General features: G+C 73.8%; 20 protein-coding genes. 11 read left to right on the forward strand and 9 right to left on the reverse strand.

Annotated features, from left to right (window positions below):
- The first annotated feature begins 48 nt into the window (after positions 1-48).
- The 3 genes from ACTMTJ_RS13260 to ACTMTJ_RS13270 all read left to right on the forward strand — a co-directional run bounded on the left by ACTMTJ_RS13260 (position 49) and on the right by ACTMTJ_RS13270 (position 4,236).
- A complete protein-coding gene (locus ACTMTJ_RS13260) occupies positions 49-1,074 on the forward strand; it encodes an App1 family protein (RefSeq protein WP_441216647.1) in 1,026 nt (341 codons plus the stop codon).
- A 259-nt stretch (positions 1,075-1,333) separates the two neighbouring features.
- Positions 1,334-1,777 carry a hypothetical protein gene (locus ACTMTJ_RS13265; protein WP_441216648.1) on the forward strand — a complete coding sequence of 148 codons (444 nt, stop codon included), beginning with the start codon at positions 1,334-1,336 and terminating at the stop codon, positions 1,775-1,777.
- 362 nt (positions 1,778-2,139) lie between these two features.
- Positions 2,140-4,236, forward strand: coding sequence for a carbohydrate-binding module family 20 domain-containing protein (locus tag ACTMTJ_RS13270; RefSeq protein ID WP_441216649.1), 2,097 nt, complete (start codon positions 2,140-2,142; stop codon positions 4,234-4,236).
- A 47-nt stretch (positions 4,237-4,283) separates the two neighbouring features.
- Here ACTMTJ_RS13270 and ACTMTJ_RS13275 read toward each other — a convergent pair whose 3' ends face one another.
- Positions 4,284-5,330 (reverse strand): hypothetical protein, encoded by a 1,047-nt coding sequence (locus ACTMTJ_RS13275; RefSeq protein WP_441216650.1) that lies wholly within the window; start codon positions 5,328-5,330, stop codon positions 4,284-4,286.
- Entirely contained in the window at positions 5,327-5,674 is a 348-nt protein-coding gene (locus ACTMTJ_RS13280; RefSeq protein ID WP_441216651.1) for a PadR family transcriptional regulator, read from the reverse strand. Before ACTMTJ_RS13280 ends, ACTMTJ_RS13275 begins: the two co-directional genes overlap by 4 nt.
- An 85-nt stretch (positions 5,675-5,759) precedes the next feature.
- Here ACTMTJ_RS13280 and ACTMTJ_RS13285 point away from each other — a divergent pair, with 85 nt between their 5' ends.
- Positions 5,760-6,290, forward strand: a complete 531-nt coding sequence (locus ACTMTJ_RS13285; protein ID WP_441216652.1) for a metalloregulator ArsR/SmtB family transcription factor — start codon at positions 5,760-5,762, stop codon at positions 6,288-6,290.
- Entirely contained in the window at positions 6,287-6,766 is a 480-nt protein-coding gene (locus ACTMTJ_RS13290; RefSeq protein WP_441216653.1) for an SRPBCC family protein, read from the forward strand. Before ACTMTJ_RS13285 ends, ACTMTJ_RS13290 begins: the two co-directional genes overlap by 4 nt.
- Here ACTMTJ_RS13290 and ACTMTJ_RS13295 read toward each other — a convergent pair.
- Positions 6,759-7,094: a gamma-glutamylcyclotransferase family protein gene (locus ACTMTJ_RS13295; protein ID WP_441216654.1), complete on the reverse strand. Its 336-nt coding sequence runs from the start codon at positions 7,092-7,094 to the stop codon at positions 6,759-6,761. The two genes, ACTMTJ_RS13290 and ACTMTJ_RS13295, sit on opposite strands and share 8 nt — an antisense overlap.
- Before the next feature lie 34 nt (positions 7,095-7,128).
- On the opposite strand from ACTMTJ_RS13295, the gene ACTMTJ_RS13300 reads away from it, so the two are divergent.
- Positions 7,129-7,296, forward strand: a complete 168-nt coding sequence (locus ACTMTJ_RS13300; protein ID WP_441216655.1) for a hypothetical protein — start codon at positions 7,129-7,131, stop codon at positions 7,294-7,296.
- A gap of 161 nt (positions 7,297-7,457) precedes the next feature.
- Here ACTMTJ_RS13300 and ACTMTJ_RS13305 read toward each other — a convergent pair whose 3' ends face one another.
- Entirely contained in the window at positions 7,458-8,504 is a 1,047-nt protein-coding gene (locus ACTMTJ_RS13305; protein ID WP_441216656.1) for a LacI family DNA-binding transcriptional regulator, read from the reverse strand.
- A 212-nt stretch (positions 8,505-8,716) separates the two neighbouring features.
- On the opposite strand from ACTMTJ_RS13305, the gene ACTMTJ_RS13310 reads away from it, so the two are divergent.
- Positions 8,717-10,045, forward strand: coding sequence for an extracellular catalytic domain type 1 short-chain-length polyhydroxyalkanoate depolymerase (locus tag ACTMTJ_RS13310; RefSeq protein WP_441216657.1), 1,329 nt, complete (start codon positions 8,717-8,719; stop codon positions 10,043-10,045).
- 460 nt (positions 10,046-10,505) lie between these two features.
- Here the strand turns inward: ACTMTJ_RS13310 and ACTMTJ_RS13315 are convergent, their stop codons facing one another.
- The 3 genes from ACTMTJ_RS13315 to ACTMTJ_RS13325 form a co-directional block, all read right to left on the reverse strand.
- The gene (locus ACTMTJ_RS13315) at positions 10,506-11,711 is read right to left on the reverse strand and encodes a serpin family protein (RefSeq protein ID WP_441216658.1); all 1,206 of its coding nucleotides are present in this window, start codon (positions 11,709-11,711) and stop codon (positions 10,506-10,508) included.
- Positions 11,712-11,776: 65 nt separating this feature from the next.
- Entirely contained in the window at positions 11,777-13,237 is a 1,461-nt protein-coding gene (locus tag ACTMTJ_RS13320; protein WP_441216659.1) for an NAD-dependent succinate-semialdehyde dehydrogenase, read from the reverse strand.
- Between the two features lie 64 nt (positions 13,238-13,301).
- Positions 13,302-13,811, reverse strand: a complete 510-nt coding sequence (locus ACTMTJ_RS13325) for a mycothiol transferase (RefSeq protein ID WP_441216660.1) — start codon at positions 13,809-13,811, stop codon at positions 13,302-13,304.
- 49 nt (positions 13,812-13,860) lie between these two features.
- On the opposite strand from ACTMTJ_RS13325, the gene ACTMTJ_RS13330 reads away from it, so the two are divergent.
- Positions 13,861-14,808, forward strand: coding sequence for a hypothetical protein (locus tag ACTMTJ_RS13330; protein ID WP_441216661.1), 948 nt, complete (start codon positions 13,861-13,863; stop codon positions 14,806-14,808).
- A 193-nt stretch (positions 14,809-15,001) separates the two neighbouring features.
- Positions 15,002-15,712 (forward strand): hypothetical protein, encoded by a 711-nt coding sequence (locus ACTMTJ_RS13335; RefSeq protein ID WP_441216662.1) that lies wholly within the window; start codon positions 15,002-15,004, stop codon positions 15,710-15,712.
- A gap of 95 nt (positions 15,713-15,807) precedes the next feature.
- Here the strand turns inward: ACTMTJ_RS13335 and ACTMTJ_RS13340 are convergent, their stop codons facing one another.
- Entirely contained in the window at positions 15,808-16,278 is a 471-nt protein-coding gene (locus ACTMTJ_RS13340; RefSeq protein ID WP_441216663.1) for a MarR family winged helix-turn-helix transcriptional regulator, read from the reverse strand.
- A 57-nt stretch (positions 16,279-16,335) separates the two neighbouring features.
- On the opposite strand from ACTMTJ_RS13340, the gene ACTMTJ_RS13345 reads away from it, so the two are divergent.
- A complete protein-coding gene (locus ACTMTJ_RS13345; RefSeq protein ID WP_441216664.1) occupies positions 16,336-17,343 on the forward strand; it encodes a methyltransferase in 1,008 nt (335 codons plus the stop codon).
- An 88-nt stretch (positions 17,344-17,431) separates the two neighbouring features.
- On the opposite strand, the gene ACTMTJ_RS13350 is transcribed toward ACTMTJ_RS13345, so the two are convergent.
- Positions 17,432-18,658, reverse strand: coding sequence for a phosphotransferase family protein (locus ACTMTJ_RS13350; protein WP_441216665.1), 1,227 nt, complete (start codon positions 18,656-18,658; stop codon positions 17,432-17,434).
- 80 nt (positions 18,659-18,738) lie between these two features.
- Between ACTMTJ_RS13350 and ACTMTJ_RS13355 the strand changes: the two genes are divergently transcribed.
- Complete coding sequence (locus ACTMTJ_RS13355; RefSeq protein ID WP_441216666.1) at positions 18,739-21,309, forward strand: Hsp70 family protein; 2,571 nt, start codon at positions 18,739-18,741, stop codon at positions 21,307-21,309.
- Positions 21,310-21,359 lie beyond the last annotated feature (50 nt).

The following is a 21,359-nucleotide window of genomic DNA, read 5'->3' on the forward strand; positions in this document are numbered from 1 at the left end:
AGCGCCGCCGCTGGTGCGCGGACCATGGTCGTGTGCGAGGCTGGCGAGGTGACTGAGGTGCACCGCGCCGCGCGGATCGAAGACGCGGTGCACGACGTGCTCGAGGGCTGGCTGCGCAAGCGGGGCTGGTCGGCGACCGTCGTGCCGTACACGGGGTACGGCGCCCCCGGCTGGGTCCGGGTGATGGGCCGGGTGATGGTCAGCCGCCCCGACCACGGCCGCCCCCGCAAGGCCGGCAAGTTGCGTGGCTGGCGCAGCTTCACCACCGTCTCCGCCAAGGACGCGCCCGTCACCGTCGAGGTGGCCGGGCGGCGCCACGAGGCGGTCGCGGACCGTGGCGGGTTCATCGACACGGTGGTCAAGGCGGACCTCGAGCCCGGCTGGCGCACCGTCCGGCTCAGCAGCGGCGATGGCGAACCGGTCGAGGCGCCGGTGCGCGTCGTCGACCCCACCGTCACCTTCGGCGTCGTGTCCGACATCGACGACACCGTGATGGTCACCGCGCTCCCCCGGCCGCTGCTCGCGGCGTGGAACACGTTCGTGCTGGACGAGCACGCCCGCGCGGCCGTGCCCGGGATGGCCGTGCTGTACGAGCGGCTCATCACCGCGCACCCCGGCACACCGGTCCTCTACCTGTCCACCGGCGCGTGGAACGTGGCGCCCGCCCTCACCCGCTTCCTCTCCCGCCACCTCTACCCGCCGGGTCCGCTGCTGCTCACCGACTGGGGTCCGCAGAAGGACCGCATCTTCCGCAGCGGGCGTGCCCACAAGCTGGCCGCGCTCAACCGGCTGGCCGAGGAGCTGCCGTGGATCCGGTGGCTGCTCGTCGGCGACGACGGGCAGCACGACCCGGAGATCTACCGCACGTTCGCGGAGACCCATCCGGACCAGGTCGCGGCGGTCGCCATCCGCGCGCTCTCCCCCACCCAGGCGGTCCTGGCCGGTGGCCTGCCGTCGCCGGCGGGCCACCAGCTGACCGCCTCTGACCAGGCCGGCAAGCGGTGGTTCTCCGCCCCGGACGGCGCGGGCCTGTGGAAACTGCTGGCCGAGTCGAAGGCGCTCGACCCCGACTAGCCCGCCTCGGCGCGGGCGCGCGGCAGCGCGTGCGGGCGGTGCCACAAACCTTCACCGGGTGAGCGGCGGCCTGCGGCCACCCCACTAGCCCGCCTCGGCGCGGGCGCGCGGCAGTGCGTGCAGGCGGTCCCGCGGGTCGCCCGTGCGGGAGCTTCTCCACGGCGGCGGCCGCTCGGTGCCACGAAGCTCGCCGGCTGACGGCCGCCGCTCACCCGGCGCGCCCCGCGCGATTGGCACGCGCCCGCTACGATCCCCTGCGATGATCGCCACCCGGATCCGTGTGACCGTTCTACTGGCGGCGACCCTCCTGGGGACGGGCGCCTGTGGACAAGGCGACCCGCCACCCCCGCCACCCGCTCCCGCCGGAGCTGTGGACGGGCTCGGCGAGGGGGACGCCGTCATCGCCGCCCAAGTCGCGATGGTCGACCTGCGCCGCCGGATGGACAAGCACTTCGACGGGCCGTGGGACCACAGCGGGTTCCACCTGCCGGCCGGCACCACGTGGGACACGGTCGCCGCGCACTACGCCCGGGAGCTGGGCGACGGCTGGGCCGAAGACACCCGCTTCCCGCCGGACGGGGGCCCCGGCTACCGCTCCAGGGTGTGGCGCGACGGCGACTTCTCGACCGGGATCGCGCTGGTCGACGGGCGGCCGCCGGAGAACTACCCGGTGCTCGTCGTGCTGGCGTCCGAGAAGGACTGACACCGGCGTCCACTTCGGAGCGTGACGCGCAGGCCGCGACCGGCGGACCACGCTCACCGCAACCGGCGGCTACCGCAGCGCACCACGCCCACCGCGACCAGCGGCTACCACGCCGCACCACGCTCACCGCGGCCGGCTGCTACCACGGCGCGCCGTACGCGGCGCGGCCGACGTCGTGGGCACCCCCGCGGCCGACGTCGTGGACACTCCCCGCGCGGCCGTGCGGGCCGCCCTCCTCGGAAACCACCTCCGGGCGGGTGGTTCACAAACAGCGATCGATGTTGCTACCTTGTTGCGACGACGTCTGCAACTTCTTGCAAAGATCGCAAGTGCCTCCATCTCCCACACCCCTGGAGTGCGCAGTGAACCCACGAAGAAGGGCCGCGGCCAGCTGGGCAGCGGCCGCGACCGTCCCGTTGCTCCTGCTCACCGCCGTCGCCGTCACGGTCGCCACCGCGCCGGCCGCCCACGCCGCCGTCGCGAACGGGTCGTCCATCGTGCACCTGTTCCAGTGGCGGTGGAGCTCCGTGGCGCGCGAGTGCGAGACCACGCTCGGCCCGAACGGCTGGGGCGGCGTGCAGGTCTCCCCGCCGCAGGAGCACGTGGTGCTGCCGAGCGCGGAGGGCGCCACCTACCCCTGGTGGCAGGACTACCAGCCGGTCTCCTACCGGCTGGACCAGACCCGGCGCGGCACCCGCGCCGAGTTCGTCGACATGGTCAACCGGTGCCGCGACGCCGGCGTGAAGATCTACGTCGACGTGGTGCTCAACCACATGAGCGGCACCGGCTCGGCGGGCAGCGGCCCGGGCAGCGCCGGCACGGTGTACAGCAAGTACGAGTACCCGAACCTGTTCGACGACGGCTCCGGCGACGCGTACACCTACCCGAACTTCGGGCCCTGCTACACGACGATCAGCAACTGGGGAAACAAGGCCGAGGTGCAGGACTGCGAGCTGCTCGCGCTCGCCGACCTCGACACCGGCGATCCTGAGGTGCGCCGCAAGATAGCCAAGTACATGAACGCGGTGATCGACCTGGGCGTGGCCGGCTTCCGGGTCGACGCGGCCAAGCACGTGCAGGAGGCACACCTGGCGGACATCATCTCCCGCCTGCACGACGTGCCCGGCTTCGGCGGCCGACCGGACATCTTCCACGAGGTGTACGGGGACGCGACGATCCCGTACACCGCGTACGCGCCGCTGGGCAAGGTGACCAACTTCGACTACCAGCGCGCGGTGTCCAGCGGCTTCCAGGGCGGCAACATCGCCCAGTTCGCCAACCTGCCGGACTACGGCGGGCTGTCCGGCGGCCAGGCGGTGGTGTTCGTCGACAACCACGACACCCAGCGGGCGAGCCCGACGCTCACGTACAAGAACGGCGACCGGTACTACGTCGCGGACGCGTTCATGATGGCCCACCCGTACGGCACGGTGCAGCTGATGTCGAGCTACGCCTTCACCGCGCAGGCGCAGGGCCCGCCCAGCTCGTCCAACGGCACCACCAACGCCACGGACTGTGCGAACGGTCAGTGGGTCTGCGAGCATCGCCACGAGCAGGTCGCCGGCATGCCCAGCTTCCGCAACGCCACCGAGGGCACCGGCATCTCCAGCACGGTCACCGACGGCAACGGGCGGCTCGCGTTCGCCCGCGGCGGCCGCGGGTACGCCGCGTTCAACGCCACCGGCGAGGCGTGGAGCCGCACCTTCGGCACCAGCCTGCCGGACGGGACGTACTGCAACGTCGCGCGCGGCACGTTCACCGCGGCCACCGGCGCGTGCACGGGCGGCACGATCGCGGTCTCCGGTGGCGCGTTCACCACGACCATCCCGGCCAACCGCGGGGTGGCACTGCACGTCGACGCGCGCACGAGCGGGAGCACCACGCCGCCACCGGCCGGCGACACCACGTTCCAGGTCACCGCGCCCACCGGGCAGGACGTATACGTCGTCGGCTCGATCGCCCAGCTCGGCTCGTGGACGCCGGCGAACGGGCTGCGCCTCACGCCGGGCGCGACGGCCGGCTCGTTCGGCGGCGGCGTCTCCATCCCGGCCGGCACCGCCTTCGAGTGGAAGCTGGCACGGATCAGCGGCGGCACCGTCACGTGGGAGAGCACACCCAACCGCTCGGGCACGGCCGGCGCGGCGCACACCGCGACGTGGAGTCAAACCGGTGGCACGGCGGCCGTCACGTTCGACGCCACCGCCACCACCTACTTCGGACAGAACGTCTTCCTGGTCGGCTCCACGCCCGCCGTGGGCTCCTGGAACCCCGCCGACGCCGTCGCACTGGACCCGGCCAACTATCCAGTGTGGACAGGGACGGTCCGCCTGCCGCTCGACCAGACCATGGAGTACAAGCTGATAAAGAAGAACCCCGACGGCACGGTGACCTGGGAGACCGGCGCCAACCGGACGCTCACGCCGGCCGCAGGCACCACGGTGACCATCACCTGGCGGTGACCCCGGCGGTGCCCGCCCGTCCCCCGTGCGGGCGGGCACCGCACCGCTCAGTCGCGGGCCGGACCGGTCTCCTCCGCCGCCTCGCCGACCGCGACCATCCGCCGGACGTGCTCCAGCCGGTGCACGACGAGGACACCGAGCGCGAAGGCCAGCAGCGGGCCGGCGGTCAGCACCACCCACTGGATCGGCGCGAGGTAGATCGGGTGTCCCATGTGTCCATTCGAGTACGCCCAGCCGTCCAGCCCCCGCTCGATGACGGCCAGCGCCACGGCGATCGGCGCGACCATCGCGAGCACGCGCCAGCGGACCGGCCGGGGCAGCGTGGCGGGTACGAGCAGGGCGGCGATCCCGGCGACCGCGACGAGCCCCAGCAACAGGTAGAGCCCGGCGTCCGACCCGGACTCCAGGCCGAACCAGACGTAGAACGCCTCGCCGTCGTACAGCCGGTCGCGACCGCGCTGGTTGTTGAGGTAGACCCCGTGCACCGTGGCGAGGGCCGAGGCGAACACGGCGATCCGCGCCCAGCCCAGCAGGGCGAGCGCGCGCCGGCGCGGTGCGGGCAGGGTAAGCCCGGCGGCGACCAGGACGCCGAGGGCGAGCGGGACGAAGGTGCCCATCGCGGCCACCGGCATGTCCTGGTACTGCCGCGCGAACAGCACCGCCTCCGCGGCCACCGTCAGCCACGCGCAGGTGGCCGCGAGCACGCGCCAGCCGGCGAGGGCGACCGCGACGACCGCCGTCCAGGCGAGCGCGCGCAGCCACAGCGTGGGCGTCGGCGCCGGGCCGGGCAGCACCAGGTGTTCGGCGATCCGCGACACCCGCTGGGAGAGCAGGACCAGCGCACCCAGCAGCGCCGTCACCGCCGCGGCCTCGGCCCACGCGGGGGCGGCCAGGCCGGTGCCCGCCGCGCCGAACCGCGTGCGCAGGCCGTGCCCGACGAGGTTTGCCGTGTCGCGGGCCGAGGGCCACCGCTGCTCCGGCCGGGCGCCGGCCATCAGCACCGCGAGCATCTCCCGCTCGTACAGCCGGCGGTGCTCCCACGGATACCAGACCGCGAGCAGCCGCCGGTATCGCCGCTCCAGGACCTCGGTCACGCTGGCCCTCCCTCGGCGAGCAGCCCGCTGCGGCGCAGGCGCGTGGTGGCGGCGCTGGTGTTGCGGCGCAGCCACGCGGTCTCCTCGGCCAGGCGCTGGGCACCGGCGGCGGTGAGCCGGTAGTAGCGGCGCAGTCGAGATTGGACGATCTCCTCCCGGTCGACCTCGATGAGGCCGTCGGCGCGCAGCCGGTCGAGCACCGCGTAGAGCGTGCCGGCGCGCAGCCGCACCCGCCCCTCGGAGATCTGGGCGACGTCTTCGATGACGCCGTATCCGTGCTGGGGCGCCGCGGCCAGCGCGGTGAGGACGAGGAACGCGGGGTCCCTCGAGGGTCCGTTGCTCATGGCCGAGGCATATACCGCGTCGCGATATATGCCGCGACCCCGGCCCGTCTGGCGAAAGCGTAACCGATGGGTTACGCTTCTGCCCGTGGACGAAGTGGCCGGAGCGATCGCCGACCCCGTGCGGCGCGAGATCCTGGCGATGATCCGCGAGCGGCGGATGTCGGCCGGGCAGATCGCCGACCGCTTCGCGATCAGCCGGCCCGCCGTCAGCCGCCACCTGCGGGTGCTGCGCGAGAGCGGGCTCGTCCACGACGAGCTCACCGGCCGGCAGCGGTTCTACCGGCTCGATCCGGCGCCGCTGGACGCGCTGGCGCGGTGGCTCACCCCGTTCCTGCGCGACGATCGGGCGGCCGCCTGGGAGGGCCACTTCGACGCGCTGGAGACCGAGGTCTACCGCACCCGCCGCGAGCGGCGCGGCGCCACCGCCACCGCCACCGAGACCACCGAACGAACCCGCGAGCGGCGCGGCGCCGCCGCGAAGACGGCCGAACGAACCGAGGTCCACCACACCCGCCGCGAGCGGCGCGGCGCCGCCGCCGAGACCACCGAACGAACCCGCGAGCGGCGCGGCGCCGCCGCCGCCGAGACCACCGCACGAGAGGAACGCAGCGCATGAGCCCTGTACCCACCGGCCGGCTGTTCGGCACCGACCTGGTCCTGACCCGCACCTTCCGGGCGCCCGCCGAGGACGTGTGGGCGAGCCTCACCGAGCCGGCCCGCACGGCGCGGTGGTTCGGGCCGTGGGAGGGCGAGGCCGCGCCGGGGCGGTCCATCAAGGTGCGGCTCGAGTTCGAGGACGGCAAGCCCTGGATGGACATGCGCGTCGAGGCCTGCGAGCCACCACGGCGGCTGGCACTGTCCGCTGTGGACGAGGCCGGCAGCTGGCGCACCGAGCTCCAGCTGTCCGACGTGGACGGTGGCACGGAGCTGCGCTTCACGCACCACCTCGACACGACCGAGGGCCTCGGCGACGTCGGCCCGGGCTGGGAGTTCTACCTGGACCAGCTGGTGGCGGCCCGAAACGACGCGCCGCCGGTGGCGTTCGACGACTACTACCCCGCGTTGAAGGGCTACTACGACGGCCTCAGGTGACCTTCACGTACACCCACGCCTCCGCGCCCGAGCCGAGCCGCGCGAGCACCCGCTCGTAGTCGTCCACCTCGTACTCGTCGGCGGAGACGAGCTCCCCGTCGGTCACCTCGAACACCACGCCCGCCACGGTGTCGCGCGCGTCGCCGGTCTCCACCACGATCGGGTGCTCGGCCAGGCCGCTGAGGTCGAGCACGTGCGGGTCGCTGATCTCCAGCAGCTCCAGCCGGTACCCGGGAAGGTCGTCCTCCCGCCCGGAGAGCTCGCGGCCGAAGCTGGCCCGCTGCACCGCGGGGTCGCGGAGGGTGCCGTACGAGAAGAGCAGTGGCATATTTCCCCTAGACTTCGGGTCCTACGCTGAATGGATGTTCAATTTACGCGAGTGGAAGGCCCGTCGGGCCCAGAAGCGCGCGGCGAAGATCGCCGCGATGGCCGACCGCACCGCGAAGCGGGCGGCGAAGGAGTCGGAGCGGATCGCCGACCAGGGCCGCACCGCCCGTGACCCGGGCCCGTGGGGCGGCGTCGGCGCCTAGGGCCTGCTGACAAATCCTTGCCGGGCAGCGCCGGGCCCAGACGACCAGCGACGTCGGGCGAAAGGCCGCATGCAACACCGTTATGCGACCTCGCGCCCGCCACCACCGGACGCCGCCTGGACTCCGGCTCGCCTCGACAATCCTTTGAACAGGCCTAGCCCCTACCGGGTGCGCGGCGGCGCGGTGCTCTGCCGGACGATGAGGTCGGTGGTCAGCTCGACCCGGCGCTCGCGGGGCACCTGCCCGGAGGCGAGCGCGACGAGCATCGCGGCGGCCGTGGTGCCCATGCGCTTGAGCGGCTGCCGCACGGTGGTCATCGGCGGCCCGGCCCACCGGGTGAAGGGCAGGTCGTCGAAGCCGACGACGCTCAGGTCGTCGGGCACACGCACGCCGGCCTGGCGGGCCGCCTCGTAGACCCCGTGCGCCTGGAGGTCGTTGGTGGCGAAGATGGCGGTCGGCGGCTCGGGCAGTGCGAGCAGGACGGCCGTCTCGCGGGCCGCTCCCTCGACGTAGAGCGGGCCGACCCGGACCAGGTCGGGGTCGACCGGCACGCCCGCCTGGTCCATCGCGGCGCGGAAACCGTCGAGCCGGGCCCGGCAGAAGGGCCATTTCAGGTTGCCGCAGAGCATGCCGATGCGGCGGTGGCCGAGCTCGATCAGGTGGCGGGTGGCGACGAGCGCGCCGCTGTAGTTGGCCGCGCCGACCGAGGGCGTGTCGTGCAGCGGCTCGCCGGTCGGGTCGAGCGTGACGAGCGGGATCGAGCCGGTGGCCAGCTGGGCCTGCTGGTGCGCGGTGATCTCGGAGATCACCGCGATCACGCCCATCGGGCGGCGGGAGAGGACCTGCTCGGTCCAGCCGGCGCCGGGCGTGAGGCGGCCCTGCATGGTGGTGAGGACGACCGCGAGCTTCTGGTCGCGGGCGACCTCCTCGACACCCTCGATGATCTCCAGCGCCCACAGGCTGTCGAGCGCGTGGAAGACGAGCTCGATCAGCGGCGCCTGGGTGACCGCGTCGCCGCGCTGGTAGCCGTGCTCGTGCAGCACCGCCTCGACCCGCCGGCGGGTGCTGAGCGCGACGCCGGCCTGCCCGTTGATCACGCGGGAGACGGTGGGCGCGGAGACCCCGGCCAGCCGGGCGATCGTGGCCACGGTGACCTTGCCGCGGCGACGGCCGTCGCCGACGGATGCGGCGGCGCCGATCCCGGTCACGCCCGGCATTGTACGATGCGGGCCTTGCGGCCGTCTTTCCGGAACTCGCCAGAAACGTTGCCCTTCCACACCACCTCCGGAACCTCAGAACGACGCCGTCACCGCCCCCGAGCAGAGCATATAGATGCATGTTTGCGCGTTGATGCGTTCCGGTACATACTACGGAATGTTTCAGCGCTCTGGGCATCGACGGTTCGGGAGGACCACCCCGCATGAGACTCAGAAGCATCATGATCGCCGCCGCGGGCCTCGCGACCGCGCTCGTGGCCGCCACCCTCACCCTCGCCCCACCGGCATCGGCGGCGTCGCTCGTCGAGGTCACCGGCTTCGGCACCAACCCGAGCAACCTGCGCATGCACCTGTACGTGCCGGACCGGGTGCAGGCCCGCCCCGGCATCCTCGTGGCCGTGCACTACTGCACCGGCAACGGGCCGGCGTTCTACTCCGGCACCCAGTTCGCCCAGCAGGCCGACCAGTACGGCTTCATCGTCATCTACCCGTCGGCGACCCGCAGCGGCAACTGCTTCGACGTGTACTCCCCGCAGGCGTTGCGCCGCGACGGCGGCAGCGACCCGGTCTCGATCCGCTCGATGGTCAGCTACGTGCAGCAGCGGTACAACGCCGACCCCAACCGAATCTTCGCCACCGGCGTCTCCTCGGGCGCCATGATGACCAACGTGCTGCTCGGCCTCTACCCGGACGTGTTCAAGGCCGGCGCCGCCTTCGCCGGCGTGCCGTTCGGCTGCTTCGCCACCACCGACGGCTCCACCTGGAACAGCCAGTGCGCCAACGGCCAGATCATCCGCACCGCGCAGCAGTGGGGCGACACGGTCCGCAACGCGTTCCCCGGCTACACCGGCGCGCGGCCGCGGATGCAGCTGTGGCACGGCACGAATGACGAGACGCTGCGCTACCCGAACTTCGGCGAAGAGATCAAGCAGTGGACCAACCTGCACGGGTTGAGCCAGACGCCCACGTTCACCGACACGCCGTCCTCCGGCCAGACGCGCACACGGTACGGGGGCAGCGGCGGCCAGGCGCCGGTCGAGGCGATCAGCATGCAGGGCGTGCCGCACAACCTCCCGGTCAACGCGGCCGAGGCGATCCGCTTCTTCGGCCTCAACACCTCGACGCCGCCTCCTACGACGTCGCCGCCGCCGCCCACCTCCGGCCCGCCGCCCACGACTGGCCCGCCGCCCACGACGTCGCCGCCGCCCACCGGTGGCGCCTGCCGGGTCGGCTACACGGTCAACTCCTGGAACACCGGCCTGACCGCGTCCATCACCATCACGAACACGAGCACCAGCACGGTCAACGGCTGGACGCTGGCCTTCACCCTCCCCAGTGGACAGACGATCACGTCCGGCTGGAACGCGTCCTACTCACCGAACAGTGGGGCGGTGACCGCCCGCAACGCCACGTACAACGGCACGCTGGCGCCGAACGCGTCGACGGGTATCGGCTTCCAGGCCACCCACACGGGTAACACCGGACGGCCCGCCGCGTTCACCCTCAACGGCACCGCCTGCACCGTCGCCTGAGGGCGGCTCGACCTCCCGCACACCGCCGCCGGCCCGCGCGCCGGCGGCGGTGTCGGGCTTGTAGATGAAGCGCGCCAGCATCGCGCGCAGCAGGTTGAGGTCGTCGTAGGTCAGCTCGGGGTAGCCGTGCTTGACCAGCACCGCGCGCACGTCGGTCACGAGGTCGAGCGACAGCCGGTGGTCGCCCGTGTGCCCGGGCACCGGGTAGTTGTTCATGCCGGCCAGGGTCCGTGCCGGGCCGGCCGCGGCGTCGCACGCGGTGTCCGCATCTGAACCGATATGGCCAGGGTGACCGGTCGCCTGGTCCGGCCCCACCACCGTCGGGATGGGCAGCCTGTCTCGGGCTTTTCCAGACCGAAAACGTGAGCTACCGCGACGTCCGTCGTGGTCCAGACCGTCGCTCCCGCGGCCTCACCCATCCGCTGTTGGTCACGCGTCGCTTTCGCGACACGGCCGCCGGTCAGGCGGTGGGGTCGGTGACCGTGCCGATGAAGGCGGGCGTCCGCGTGGGCGTGTGCATTATCGCGAACGCGAACGGCCGGTCGGCGCGGAACGTCACCTCCGGCCGCGGGCCGGCGGACACCGGCATGGCCATACCGGTCACCGCGGCCGCTTCCGTGCCTTCCTCGTCGACCGTGATGGTCGCGCGGTGGACGGCCTGGCCCAGGTAGAGGTGCGGGTTGATGCCGGAGAAGTCGCCGACAGCGGTGAATCCCAGCTCGCGCATCACGGCGAGCAGGTCGAAGCTGGCGTCGAACTCCCACTTGGGCATCGTCATGTCGACGAACGCGGGGCGCAGCCCTTTCCCGACGGCGGCCAGGGTGTCCGGCGCGAGCAGGTCGAGCGGCGCGCCGCCGGACGGCTCCGGGAGCAGCACCCACATGGCGTAGTCGCCGGTCTTGTAGGGCACCTCGACGGCGCGCCAGCCCGGCCCTTCCGCGTACGCCAGCGAGGCGACCTGGTTCATCATCGGCGCCTTGACGGTGCTCCCGTCCGGCCGGGTGAACGACGCGCCCGGATCGGTGCTGAGGAAGGCCGTGCGCCAGTCGGCCTTGAAGTAGATCGCGTTGGCCAGCACCGCCTTGGTGTCCGGGTCGAGCCGGTCGAAGAGCTTGCGGATGCGGCCGTTGGTCTGCTCCCGCACCCAGGCGTCGATCGCCTCCGTGGCACCGGGCGAGCGGAAGTCCACTGTGCGCACTCCGCTGCCGTACTGCTCGGCGAGCGTACGCAGGAACGGCTTTCCGATGGGCAGGCCGGGCTGGGCCCAGAGCGCGTTGGCGATCCGCAGCGGGCCGCCGTCCGGCGCGAGCTGGCGGTCGAGCGCGTTGAACGCCTCGTGGGTGCCGGCCGGCGGGAAGTGGAAGATCCGGTCGAGCTGGGCGGCCGTCTCGCCGCCCGCGCCGGCCCGCGCCATCGCGAACGCGCACGCGATGCTCAGCGGCGACATCACCCAGTTGCCGTCGGGGGCGGCCGCGCGGCGGCTCAGCTGGTACCCGACATCGGTGAGGCCGTCGACGACGGCCGGTGCGGGTCCGCCGGGTGGGGGCGCCTGCCGGGCCAGGTCGGCGGTGACGAGGCCCCGCGGCGCGGCCGTGACCGGGCCGGCGGCGGCCGCGCAGGTGGCGACCAGCACGGCCGCGAAGCCGAGGAGGAGGGGCCGGGTCACGGAGGTCCGCCGCGCACGCATACCGGGTTGGATGCGCGCCGCCGGCCCTCGGTTCCCGGACCGGGTTAGGTCGCGATGCCGGCGTACTTGATGTTCAGGTACTCGTCGATGCCCTCGGCGCCGCCCTCGCGGCCCATGCCGGACCACTTGACGCCGCCGAACGGCGCGGCCGGGTTGGAGACCAACCCCTTGTTGAGGCCGACCATGCCGCTCTCCAGGCCTTCGACGACGCGGAGCGAGCGCTTGAGGTCGCGGCAGAAGGCGTAGGCGACCAGGCCGTACTCGGTGTCGTTGGCCAGGCGCAGCGCCTCGTCGTCGGTGCGGAACTGGTAGATCGGCGCGACCGGCCCGAAGATCTCCTCGCGGTGCATGTCGGCCTCGGTCGGCACGCCGGTGAGGACGGTGGGCGTGAAGAAGTAGCCGTCGCGCTCGGGCGGCCCGCCGCCGGTGAGCACCTGGGCGCCGCGGCGTACCGCGTCGTCGACGAGCTCGACCACCTTGCCGCGCTGCTTTTCGTCGATCAGCGGGCCGACCTTGACGCCCGGCTCGGTGCCGCGGCCGACGGGCATGTCGGCGAGCGCGGCGGCGAGCCGCTGCGCGAACTCCTCGGCCACCGACTCGTGCGCGTAGAACCGGTTGGCCGCCACGCACGACTCGCCCATGTTGCGCATCTTGGCGATGACCGCCTGCTCGACGGCCAGCTCCAGGTCGGCGTCTTCGAAGACCAGGAACGGCGCGTTGCCGCCCAGCTCCATCGAGAGCCGCAGCAGGTTGCCGGCGGACTGCTCGACGAGCGTCTTGCCCACCTCGGTCGAGCCGGTGAACGACAGCTTGCGCAGCCGGCGGTCGCCGATGATCGGCTTGACCACGCGACTGGCCGAGGAGGCGGTGAGCACGTTGAGCACACCGGCCGGCAGGCCCGCCTCGACGAACAGCTGGACCATCAGGTTGTTGGACAGCGGGGTGAGCTGTGCGGGCTTGACCACCATCGTGCAGCCGGCCGCGACGGCCGGGCCGATCTTGCGGGCGCCCATCGCGAGTGGGAAGTTCCACGGGGTGATCAGCAGGCACGGCCCCACCGGCTGCTTCATGGTGAGCAGGCGGCCGGCGCCGTTGGGCTCGTCGGACCAGCGGCCGCTGATCCGCACCGCCTCCTCGGAAAACCATCTGAAGAACTCGGCCGCGTACTTCACCTCGGCGGCCGCCTCGGCGATCGGCTTGCCCATCTCCAGGGTCACCAGCACGGCGAGCTCGTCGACCCGCTCGTTCATCAGCTCGAAGACGCGGCGCAGGATCTCGCCGCGCTGCCGGGGCGGGGTGGCCGCCCACGACGACTGCGCGCCGGCGGCGGCGTCCAGCGCGGCCACCGCGTCGTCCGCGGTGGCGTCGGCCACCCGGGTCAGGGGCCGGGTGGTCGCCGGGTCGACCACGTCGACCCACTCGCCGCCCGACGCCGGCCGCCATTCACCCCCGATGAAAAGCCCATCTGGTACGGAGGCGACAAGTTCTTTCTCGTCGACACTCATCGCGCACCTCCCTCCCTGTCCGTTCACAGGATATGGGTCTTGAGGGTGCTGCGCCCGGGTGCGGCTAGCGGGCTTTGACCAGCCCACGCACGTAGGCGGCCTGGCCGACGTGCTGGTCGTCGTCGTTGAGCACGCTGACCAGGCGCACGCCGACCGTCACCGGCGGATCCCAGCCCTCGTCGACGACCCGGTCGAGGTCCTTGGCCGACAGGCCGCGCAGGAAGTCGGCGGTGCGGGCGGAAACCGCGTCGAAGTACGCGACGAGCGCCTCCGCGCTCTCCGGGCGGACCCGGTCGACCTGGGCGGCGCTGTGCCCGTACCCGGTGTCGCCGGAGTCGGGGTCGAGCCCGAAGCGGCGCGCCCAGCCGTCGCGGACCCACAGCTGCTGCTCGCCCATGAGGTCGGCGACGTGGTCGTCCTGGATCCGGGTGAGGTGCCAGACCAGCCAGCCCACCGAGTTGGCACCCGGCGCGGGCACCCAGTGCAGCTCCTCGGGGGTCAGCCCGTCGACGGCGGATCGGACCAGGTCGGGAAGCCGGTCGAACGCCTCGATCAACATCTCTCGTGCGTCCACAGTGGCCACCCTATCCCAGCGGGTTGATCTGGCTCGCTACCGTCGCGGCATGGACCGCGCCGGCCTCCCCCTGCGTACCGGACCGGAATCCGTCGACCTGGTGATCGCCGACATCGGCCGCCGCGGCCTGCGTGGCGAGGTCAGCTTCGACCCCCTCATCGCCGCGGTGGCGGCCCTCGTCTGCGGCGGCCTGGTCACCGCCGTGACGCTGTTCTTCGGCCAGTTCTCGTGGGTGGCCGTGCTCGGCACGATGGGCGGCGTCTTCGCGATCGCGACGCCCGTGCTGGTCTGGCAGACGCTGTCCGGCATCCGGCGGATCGAGTTCCGGCCGCCGGACGCGCCCGACCTGGTCCGCGTCGTGCGGAGCGTGGGCGCCGACGAGTACCCGGTCACCCGGCTGCGCCGGATCCTGTTGCGGCACAAGGTCCACCAGTCCCCCACGTACCCGTTCACGCTGCGCCCGTTCGGGTACGCGGAGCTGCACCTCGTGTTCGACGGCGGCACCGTCCGCGCGTCGCTGCCCGCCGACTTCGACGTGCCCGCGCTGGGCGACCGGGTGCGCGCACTGCTGGCCCGCGATCGCGTACCGGTGCGGGTGGAGACCGAGCGGCCGGGCCTCTACGACCCGGAGGTCGCCGACGACGTCCTGCCCCGCGGCGGCGTGGTGCTGGAGGTCATGGAGCGGCGCGACCGCCGCCTGCTGGCGCCGATGCCGGGCTACATGTCCCTGACCGAGCTCGGCCTCGCCTGGCCGGTCGCGTGGCACGTGTCGAAGGTCGCCGAGGCCAACGGTGTGCGCACCAAGCTGCGCCGCTCCTCCACCGCGGGTGGCGGCCAGACCAGCTGGTGGGAGTACCGCGCGGTGGACGTGCAACGGGTCGCGGACGCGATCGCCGGCGGGACGGCGGTGCTCGAGCCGGTCTGGCGCCGGGACACCGACGAGGGGCGGGCGGCATACGCCGCGCTGACCGCCCCACGGCGCACGCGGATACGATAGTGACGAGTCGGGCAAACTGACCATAGTGGACAGTAGTCCGAACTGGCCGTGGTCCTCCGGCTACAGTTCGCGTTCCCCCTCCCTAGCGGCCTGTGAGCTTGGTAATCTGCCGCTCTCACGCCTGGTAATCTGCCGCTCTCACGCCTGGGATCCAGGAGGTCGTGCAATGACTGACAGTGGGATGAGAGGTCGTGTGAAAGGACTACTCGGCGGGCCCACGCCCTTCGTCAACGACACCCTGGAGCCGATGGACGTGTCTCCCAACCCCAACGACGCCAACGCCCAGCATCACGCCCTACAGGTGCTCACGCTCGCCCAGCGCACGGGCGAGGAGCACATCGCCAGCGCCCGGCGCGAGTCCGACCGCATCATCGCCGAGGCCCGCGCGCAGGCCGAGCAGGTGATGCGCGACGCGCAGTCGCACGCGCAGGTCCTCCAGAAGGACGCGGAGAAGGCGCTCGCCGACGCGCACTCGTCGGCCGCCCAGATCACCGAGGCGGCGCAGGCCCACTCGGACGCCGCGCAGCGCAGCGCCGACGACATCCTCGGCGACGCCCGCGAACGCGCCGACGAGCTGGTCAAGGCCGCGCAGGCCAACGCCGACGAGCTCAAGCACCAGGCACACCAGCGGTACGAGGACGTGGTGGGCAGCCTGGCCGCCAAGCGGGAGGCGCTCCAGCGGCAGATCGAGGCGCTCGAGCAGTTCGACCACGACTACCGGGCCCGGCTCACCTCGTTCATGCAGCACCAGCTGCGCTCGCTGTGGGTCGACGAGCCGCGGGTCGAGACCGAGGCGATCGAGGGCTTCGAGGAGTACGACGAAGAGGAGGAGCACCCGCGGGCCGCGCTCGAAGAAGCGACGGTCGCGGTGCCCACCCAGGGCAGCAAGTCGGAGCTTTCCTAAACCCGCGGGCACCGCGGAGGTCGGCGGGTCGAGCCCTCCCGCGACGACCTCCGCCGCCCCGGCCCGCCGGGGCGAGATCGTGGGCGCGAGGTCCCTCAGCGGTGCCGGCGGGTGCCGATCTCGGCGACGTCGGGCAGCGGGCCGCGCTCGCCGGTGAGCTCCTGGAGCGTCTCCCACAGCGCGTCGAAGCGCACCTGGCCGACCCGGTCGCGCCACCCCTCCAGCACCGCCGCGATCGCGCGGTGGACGTCGCGCTCCAGCGCGCGCCCGGCCGGCGTGAGGTGTAGCGGGCGGGCCCGCGTGTCGGCGGCGTCGGGGCCACGGCCGAGGTAGCCGTGCCGCTCGAGGTGGACGACCAGCTCGTGCATGGACTGCTTGGTCATCCCGGCGTGGACGGCCAGCTCCGCCGTCGTCGAGCCCTCGATCCCGTCGAACCGGAAGAGCAGCAGATGCGCCCGCCGCAGCGCGGGGTGGGCCGGTCCCACGCCGGCCAGCACGGCGTCGAGCGCCTGATCGAGGGCGACGCGGAGCAGACCCAGCCGGCGGCCGGTGCGAACGCTTGACATGGTGGTCAGGTTACCTTACCGTCCTGAGTCAGGTAACCTGACCGTTAGGACGCTCGCATGACCACCACCACCGCCGCCCGTGACGAGCTGATGCGCATGCTCACCGCCAAGTGGCAGCCACCCGTCGTGGCCGTGCTGGCGGAGCTCGGCGTGGCCGACCACCTGACCGGTGGCCCGCGCACCGCGGCGGAGCTGGCCGGCGCGGTCGGCGCGCACCCGCGGGCGCTGCACCGCGTGCTGCGCGCGGCCGCCGGCCTCGGACTGTTCACACAGGACGGTGCCGGCCGCTTCGGGCTCACGCCGACCGCCGAGTGCCTCCGGTCCGACGTGCCGGGCAGCCTGCGGCCGGCGGCGATGATGTTCGCGCTGGAGCCGTTCTGGTCGCCGTATGCGCACATCCGCCACAGCGTGCTCACCGGCGAGCCCGCTTTCGACAAGGCCTTCGGCACGACCGTCTACGCCTACCTGGCCGAGCACCCGGAGCACGCGGCGGTCTTCGGTGCGGCGGCCGCCGCGTTCCACGGCCAGGGCATCGAGGAGATCGCCGCCGGGCACGACTGGTCGCGCTACGGCACGGTGGTCGACGTCGGCGGCGGCACCGGCGCGCTGCTCGCCGCGATCCTGGGCCGGCATCCGGGCGTGCGGGGCGTGCTGTTCGAGCTGCCCGAGGTGGTGGAGCGGGCCCGCACCACCCTCGCCGAGCTGGCCGGCCGGGTCGACCTGGTCGCCGGCGACTTCTTCGCGGGCGTGCCCGCCGCCGACGCGTACCTCGTGAAGAGCTGCCTGCACAACTTCGCCGACGACCAGGCGGTGGCCCTGCTGCGGGTGATCCGGCGGGCCATGCCCGCGGGCGCCCGCCTGCTCGTCGCGGAGACAGTCGTGCCGGCCGGCGACGGCCCGCACTACGCCAAGCTCGACGACATCGAGATGCTGGTGATCGCCGGCGGGGCCGACCGCGACGAGGGCGAGTACGCGGACCTGCTCGCGGCCGGCGGCTTCACGGTGACCGCCCTGACGCCGTGCGGCGACCGCTTCACGCTGATCGAGGCCGAGCCGCGCGGCTAGCTGGCGCCGTGCCACCACCGCCGGCACCCCCGGCCGCCGCCTGTGGTCGCCGCGCCTGCGCGTAGGTGTACCCGCGCGGCCGCGGCGCTCACCGGGCGTACGCGGCCGCGCGGCGCAGGCACGGGGCCACGTCGCCGGCGTGGTAGGGACGCTCGGACGGTTCGATCCGCGCCAGGAACGCGGCGTAGACGGCGGCCAGGTACAGCTCGGCCACCGGCCGCCACAGCCGCACCGCGCGTTCCGGGTCGCAGCCGGGCACCGCGCCACGCCAGCGCGCGGCCCACGGGCCGACGAGCGCGGCCTCGTCGGCCCGGTCGAGGCGGTCGGCGAGGCGGAGGATGTCCGCGGCCGGATTGCCCACAGTGGAGTCTCCCCAGTCGATGACCACGGGCGGGCCGCCGCCGAGGCGGGTGTTGCCGGGGTGCAGGTCGCCGTGCACGAGGGCGTCCGGGAGGCCGCAGGCGGTCATCGCCGCGATCCGGGCGTCCATGTCGGACAGCAGCGCCGCGACGTCGGGCACCACCTCCCCGGGTGCCGGGCGCCACGCGGCCAGCCGCTCGCGGACCCACCGCCCGAGCAGCGGTCCGCGGCGGTCGGGTACGCCGGCCGCGGCGAGCGCGTCCACCGCGCCGAGCGAGGCCAGCTGGATCCGGTGGTGGGCGGCGGCGATCGCCTCCCGCTCGGCCGGGCTGGCGTTCCACCCGTCCTCGCCGGGCACGTCGTGCATCAGGATCCGCCCCTCGTCGCCGGCGGCGGCGAGCGGCGGCGCGGCCCCGGGCACGGCCTCGCCGAGCCAGCGCAGCACCGCCGCCTCGTGCCCGAAGAACGCCGGCACCTGCTTGAGCCAGGCCCGGCGCGGCCGGTCGACCTCGTCGAACCCCCGCTCGCCCGCGCACTCGTCGAGGCGCCAGATCGCGGAGAGGTTCCAGGTGCGGACCTGGGTGGCGGTCACCCCGGACCAGCCGGCGCCGGCGAGCGCGGCGGTCGCCCAGGCGACGCTGCGGGCCGGGCCGCCCGGCTCGGCGTAGGGCGCGCGGAGCGGGTGCGGCGACAGGTCGAGGCCGTCGACCGGCAGCAGGTCGGGCGGTGGCGGCCCGTCGAGCTCGGCCAGCATCGTGAGCGCGCCGCCGGGCGGCTCGGGCAGCTCCGCGCGGAGCAGCCGCAGCACCGCGACCCGGACGCCGAACCGGGCGTGTGCCTCGGCGACGACGCCGCCCACCTCCTGCCACCACGGCTCGGGCCGGCCGAACGGCGGCAGCGCGCCGAGTGGCTCGCCGGCCCGGTCGACGAGCACCAGCCGCACCGTACTGTCCACGATGCGGGACGGTAGTCCCAGCCGGCCCGGTGGCGCTACCGACTTCCCGCGCAGTGGTCGACACCGTTTAGGGTGGCTTTGTGGGGGGCGAGGGGTATCGGGTCGGCGTCGACTTCGGCACCTCGAACACCGCCGCCGTGCTGTCCTTCCCCGACGGGCGGGTGCGCCCGCTGCTGTTCGAGGGCTCTCCCCTGCTCCCGTCCGCCGTCTGCGCCGACCCGTCGGCCGGGCTGCTGGTCGGTCGCGACGCCACGCACGCGGCCCGGACCCGCCCGGACTGCTTCGAGCCGCACCCCAAGCGCTGCGTCGACGACGGCACGGTCCTGCTGGGCGGCCGGCCGGTGCCGGTACCCGAGATGATCCGGGCGGTGGCGCGGAGGGTGGCGGGGGAAGCGGCGCGGGTGGCCGGCGGACCCGTGTCCCGGGCGGTCTTCACCTGCCCGGCCGGCTGGGGCGCGGCGCGGCGGGAGGTGCTGCTGGCCGCCGCGCGAGCCGAGTTCGGCGAGGTGACGCTGGTGGCCGAGCCGGTCGCCGCGGCCACCTACTTCGTCGACGTCGTCGCGCACGAGCGGGTGCCGGTCGGCGCCAGCCTGATGGTGTACGACCTGGGCGCCGGCACCTTCGACGCGTCGGTGGTCCGGCGCACGGCGGACGGCTTCGCGGTGCTCGCCGCCGAGGGGCTGCCCGACGTGGGCGGGCTCGACATCGACGCGGCCGTCTTCGCGGCGCTCGGCGAGGCGTACGGCGAGCGCGATCCGGCCGCCTGGGCGCGGCTCGCCGGGCCTGTCGACCGCGCCGACCAGCGGGCCGCGCGGACGCTGTGGGACGACGTGCGCGCCGGCAAGGAGATGCTGTCGCGGGTGCCGCGCACGACCGTGCACGTGCCGATCTTCGACGACGACGCGCCGCTGGGCCGGGAGCAGGTCGAGGAGCTGGCCGGCCCGGTCCTGGAGCGCACGGTCGCGCTGAGCGGGCGGGTGCTGGCCGCGGCCGGCGTCGCGCCGGAGGAGCTGGCCGGGCTGTTCCTGGTCGGCGGTTCGAGCCGGATGCCGCTGGCCGGGATGCTGCTGCACCGCCACCTCGGCGTGGCGCCGACGGTCGTCGAGCAGCCCGAGCTCGTGGTGGCCGAGGGCAGCCTGCGGGCCCGGCCGGCGGGCACGCGACCGCCGGAGGGCCCGGTCTGGCCGGACGAGCCACCGCCGCCGCCGGATCCGGTGGAGCCGTCCCGGTGGCTGTCGCCGCGGGTGCTCGCCGCGGCCGGGCTCGCCATCGCGCTGCTCGCCACCAGCGCGATCGTGCTGCTGCACCGGTGGCGCGAGGCCCCGGGCGTCGACCTGGGGCGGATACCGCAGAAGCTGGCCGCCACCTGCCACCGCGGCACGGCGTCCGACGTGCCGGGCGCCGCCACCGCGCTGCGCTGCCCGAGCCCGGCCGGCGACGCGGTGGTCGGGCTCTTCGCCAACCGGGCCGCCGTCGGCGCCGCCTACGACAAGGTGGTACGGGAGGCCGGCGCGACCACCGGCGAAGGCGACTGCGTGGCCGGGGCGCGCGGCGAGCACCGCTATCCGGACGCCGGTCCGGCCCGCGGCCGGGTGCTCTGCTACGGCGACGGCGAGACGGCGACCGTCGTCTGGACCGACGACACCACCGCCACCCTCTCCCGCGCCGTGTCGTCCGCAGGGGACGCCGCCGCGCTCCGGAAGGCGTGGCTGTCCTGGACCGGCCGGCCGGCGTTTCCCACGGCGGGCGAGCGCGAGGTCGCCGACCTCGTCGGCCTCGCCGACTGCCGCCGCGCCGGGATCGCCGACCTGGACGACTTCGACGGCGCGGTGGCCGGCGTCGCGTGCCGGCCCACCGGCGCGGGCGCGAGCGCGGTCTCGTTCTACCGGTTCGAGACCCTGGACGGCCTGCGCGGCGCGATGGACGCGCGCGCGGCGCGGACCGGGGCGCCGGCCGGCGTCGAATGCCAGGACGGCGAGGCGGACGGGTTCCGTGGCAGCCGCCGCTACGACCTGCGCAGCGTTGACATCGGCGTGCTCGTCTGCTACCAGGGTCCACAAAGCACACTGGTGCTGGAGTGGAGCGTCGAGGCGCTGCTGCTGGCCGGCCGCGCGGTGGGCACCGACGCGAAGGCACTCGCCGGCTGGTGGCGCTACGACTCCCGCCCGGTGCCCGCGCGCGTCGTCGAGGCCGTCAACGCCGCCTCGACACCGCCGTTTCCGACGGCACCGGAGCGGGCTCTCCTCGACCGCGTCCCGGCGCGCTCCCGCAACAACTGCCTGCGCCCCTCACCCGAGCAGAAACGCCAGAACGTCGGCGAGGAGCAGGTCGTGGCGGTCGTGTGCGGACCGACCAGCGGCGCGGCGATCGTCTTCTACTACAAGTTCGCCGACCGGGACGCGATGCGCCGCAGCTTCGGCGACGCGGAGTCCACAGAGGAGCCGTGCACCGCGCTCCCCGACGGCTTCCGCGCCCACACCTCGTACCGCCGCGGCGCCGCCACCGGCCGGCTGCGCTGCGGCACGGCGGAGAACGGCAACCGCTGGCTGGAGTGGACCGACGACAAGCTGCTGATCCAGGCGTTCGCCTTCCAGGGCGGCGACCCGTTCGCGATGATCGACTGGTGGCGCCACGACGCCGGCCCGCGCTGACCCGCCCGCGCCGCGACAACCTGGCGCCGGCGCTCGGCCCGGCCGGTAGT

This window comes from Phytohabitans sp. LJ34 (genome assembly GCF_052068095.1).
Taxonomy (GTDB): Bacteria; Actinomycetota; Actinomycetes; order Mycobacteriales; family Micromonosporaceae; genus Phytohabitans.